This is a genomic window from Neisseria sp. P0021.S005, from assembly GCF_051956955.1.
On record NZ_JBQCWY010000287.1, the window covers coordinates 1 to 3,796 of the forward strand.

Below are 3,796 nucleotides of genomic sequence, written 5' to 3' on the forward strand. Positions count from 1 at the left end.
AACAAATGCTGCAAGTATTCGAAAATCGCTGCTCCACCCGTTATTACGATCCCAACAAAAAAATCAGCCAAGAAGATTTTGCAGCGATTCTAGAATTTGCCCGCCTCTCCCCAAGCTCCGTCGGCTCTGAGCCGTGGAAATTCTTGGTGATTCAAAACAAAGCCCTGCGTGAGAAAATCAAGCCTTTCAGCTGGGGGATGCAATCCCAACTGAACGACTGCAGCCATCTGGTGATTATCCTTGCCAAGAAAAATGCCCGTTACGATACCCCGTTCTTCCGCAGTGTTGCCGAACGCAGGGGCCTGCAAGGAGAGCAACTGGAAAAAGCGTTGGCAAGATACAAAAGCTTCCAAGAAACCGACATTAAAATTGCCGACGACCAACGCGCACTATTTGACTGGAGCGGCAAGCAGACCTATATTGCTTTGGCCAATATGCTTACAGGTGCAGCGGCCATCGGTATCGATTCCTGCCCAATCGAGGGCTTCAACTACGACAAAATGAACGAAGTATTGGCAGCAGAAGGCCTGTTTGATGCCAATGAATGGGGCGTATCCGTAGCGGCAACATTCGGCTATCGCGCCAAAGAAATCACCCAAAAATCACGCAAACCGATTGAAGAAATGGTGACTTGGGTCGAATAAGCAGTTTGTATTCTCAGGGCGGCAAATACCGCCCTTTTACTTTTCTAAAAAGAGAAGCAAATTCCGTAACAACAAATACTTCTAAATTTAAAATCTGAAGGCCGTCTGAAACCATGTGTCAGAAATCCTAGATTTCATTTCACACCGTTTCAGACGGCCTGATTTAATACGCTTCTACTTAAAACGATACTTTCAAACTGCCGTAGAAGGCGCGGCCATGTTCGTTGTAAGTTTGTGCTCCGGCAGTTGTGCGGTACAGTTTTTTGTCAAACAGATTGCTGATACCGCCACGGACAGCCACGCGTTTGTTCCAGTTGTAGCCTGCATTGATACCCCAAATACCGTAAGAGCCGACTTGGGTTTGGCTGTGTTCGGAAGACAACGCTGCTACGCCTGCACGAGGATTGCCGTTTTGTTCCAAACGGTTGACTGCCACGCTGCGCGGCTTGGTGCGGCCGTAGTGGGTAAAGGTCAGATTGGCATCGAAGCGTTCGTTCGGCGTCCAAGACAATGTGCTGTTGATGGTATGTTTCGGCACCAAAGACAATGGATTGCCTTGATAATCTTCAGATTTGTGCATATAAGTGAAATTGTTGCTCCACTTGAGTGTGTCATGCAACGGAATCACCAAGTTGCCTTCGATACCTGAAATAGTCGCTTTCGGCGTATTTTCCCATTGCAGGAGCCAGTTGCCAATATTGCTGGTGGCAATGAGCTGGTCGCCGATCACGATTTTATTGCGGTACGCGTTGTGGAAATAAGTCGCCGAAGCCTGCCAGCCGTTTTTGTTGAATTCAAGACCAATCTCTTTATTGATACTGGTTTCAGGTTTCAAATTGCCATTGCCCATGTAGTAGCAGCGGACACTGTTCGGCGCATTGAGCGGACAGCCTTGACCGCGTGTGTACAGGATAAAGTCAGGATTGGTTTGATACAGGTTTGGCGCTTTATACGCACGGGCAATACCGCCTTTGACCAACCAGTTTTCGCCGATTTGATGCGAGAAGTTCAAAGCCGGACTCCAATTTCTGCCGCTGTCGCTGTTGTGGTCGAAACGGATGGCCGGAATCAGATGGGTTTTGTCGGTCAATGAAATATTGTCTTCAACGTATGCCGCCCAGTTGCGTTGAGATGCCTTACCACCGCGCGTTGCGGAGATGCCGTTAAACGCATCGGTTTTGCCTTGGTCTTTAAATCCCTGAGTATTGGAGGCAGGATCGTCCAATTTGCTGTCAGTAAATTCTGCACCAACCGTCAACACGTTATCGACACCAAGTTTGAACGGAATATTCGCTTCGCTGCTGAAGCGCAGGTTTTTCAGACGGCTTTGAACAAAATCCAAGCCTGTATAGCTGCCTTCCGGACCACCGGCCAAACCTTCAGGCAAGTGGCTGTTGATTGTGCGCTCATAACTGATCACGTTTTTAGTATCGCCCCATTCCCATGCGCCGTCATGCGTTAAAGAATAAGCGGAACGGTATAAGCGGGCAGTTTCGGCTTTGCTGTCGGCCAAAGAATTAACCAAAGCAGAACGCGGATTGCTGTTTTGCGTATCGCCGTTGTAGATATTGCCCTGACGGCTGTAACTGCTGTCCAAAATCAGCGTTTGCGCTGGGCTGATTTTCCATTGCAGACGGCCTGCAATGTCTTTATTGCGTACACCTTCAACACCGGCCGCGCTGTCATTGCCGTGTCCGGCATTAATATCGGCAGCATCTGCATCCGTTTTATTCAGGTTGCCATAAATGCGGAAGCCCAAAGTATCTTGGATAATCGGACCGCTCAAATTAAAGCCGATACGGCGGGTTGCGCCCTCTTTGTTGTCTTGCGGCTGATTGGCGTAAAGATTGACTTGGCCTTTAAATTCTTTAGACACTTTTTTGGTAACAATATTGACCACGCCACCCATCGCGCCAGAGCCGTAACGTGTTGCCGCCGGACCGCGCAAGACGGTAATGGATTCAATCTCTTCAACCGGCACCCAGTTACTGTCGCCACGCGTATTGCGTTCACCACGCATACTAATACGCTCGGATTGGCGCGAATTAACCGGCTTGCCGTCAATCAAAATCAATGTATTTTCAGGGCCCATACCGCGCAAGTCGATTTGGCGTTTGTTGCCACGCTGACCCGTCGCCGTATTGCCGGTCAGGTTAACGCCCGGCATAGTGCGGACAAATTCGGAAATATCATTGGCTGCAGGGCGTTTGTCGATGTCGTCTTTAGAAATACGCGATACGCCGAGCGACTGTTGCAACTGCTTCTCGGCAGTAACGTAAACGGTATCGACTTCAGCCTGTTCAACAGCTTTCTCTTCAGCTGCGTGTGAGAATGCACTAATTAACGCCAAAGGCAAAATAGCGAGTGTGAATGTTTTCATTGCATTGTTTCTCTTGGTTTTGTTTGTTTAAAATCAAAATAAAAATTATTCGAGATTTTAAATAACCTTAACAGAGTTTTCAACGCAATTAAGAGTGATTTACAATTAAAAGTTAAATTGTGCTAATAAAAATAACAAATACCAAACAACTAAAAAGGCCGTCTGAACCAGTATGAAACGAAATCCGAGATTCCTATCATACCGTTCAGACGGCCTTATTCAATTTTTAATTATTTGCCTGCTGCTTTTTGCAGAAGAGCATACAATTCGTCTTTGAGTTTGAGTTTGGCTTTTTTCAGCTCTTCAATCTCTTCGGCACCGCTGGTAACAGGGTTGTTAACCAAACCGGTGATTTTATCGTCCAGCTCATTGTGCTCGTCAAACAAACGGGCAAAGTGTGCATCTTCTTGTTTCAATTTAGAAATCAAATCGCGATATTCTGGAAACATTTTGTTTTCCTCTCTTGTTAATTAAATAAAAAAGTACTGCGGTCAAAAACTAGGACGAATCAATCTTTAGCTTCATTATAACAAACACGGGCGTTTTATCCAGTCTTTTTTAAGTCGAAACTGTTTTACATCAAAATTAATAATATCAACATAAGTTAGCGCCAAAATAGAAAGAAACGGCTTTATAGACGGCTTACCGACTTGGGCATACAATCGGGCTTATGCGTTTACACAATGGCCGAACCACCCTATTCCGTCATATCAACGGCATGGACGGACAATTTATCCTGCTTGAAAACCATCCTTCATGGATGCCGGTCAAT

At 46.4% G+C, this 3,796-nt stretch carries 3 protein-coding genes; 1 reads left to right on the top strand and 2 read right to left on the bottom strand.

The genetic code is table 11. The features are described from left to right. Positions 1-644, top strand: a 644-nt coding sequence (locus ACTHUE_RS12815; protein WP_440423645.1) for an NAD(P)H-dependent oxidoreductase, incomplete at its 5' end; no start/stop codon positions are given. Between the two features lie 178 nt (positions 645-822). Here the strand turns inward: ACTHUE_RS12815 and ACTHUE_RS12820 are convergent. Next, positions 823-3,024: a FepA family TonB-dependent siderophore receptor gene (locus ACTHUE_RS12820; protein WP_070461685.1), complete on the bottom strand. Its 2,202-nt coding sequence runs from the start codon at positions 3,022-3,024 to the stop codon at positions 823-825. A gap of 230 nt (positions 3,025-3,254) precedes the next feature. Beyond that, a complete protein-coding gene (locus ACTHUE_RS12825; RefSeq protein WP_003685475.1) occupies positions 3,255-3,473 on the bottom strand; it encodes a YdcH family protein in 219 nt (72 codons plus the stop codon). Positions 3,474-3,796: the final 323 nt, after the last annotated feature.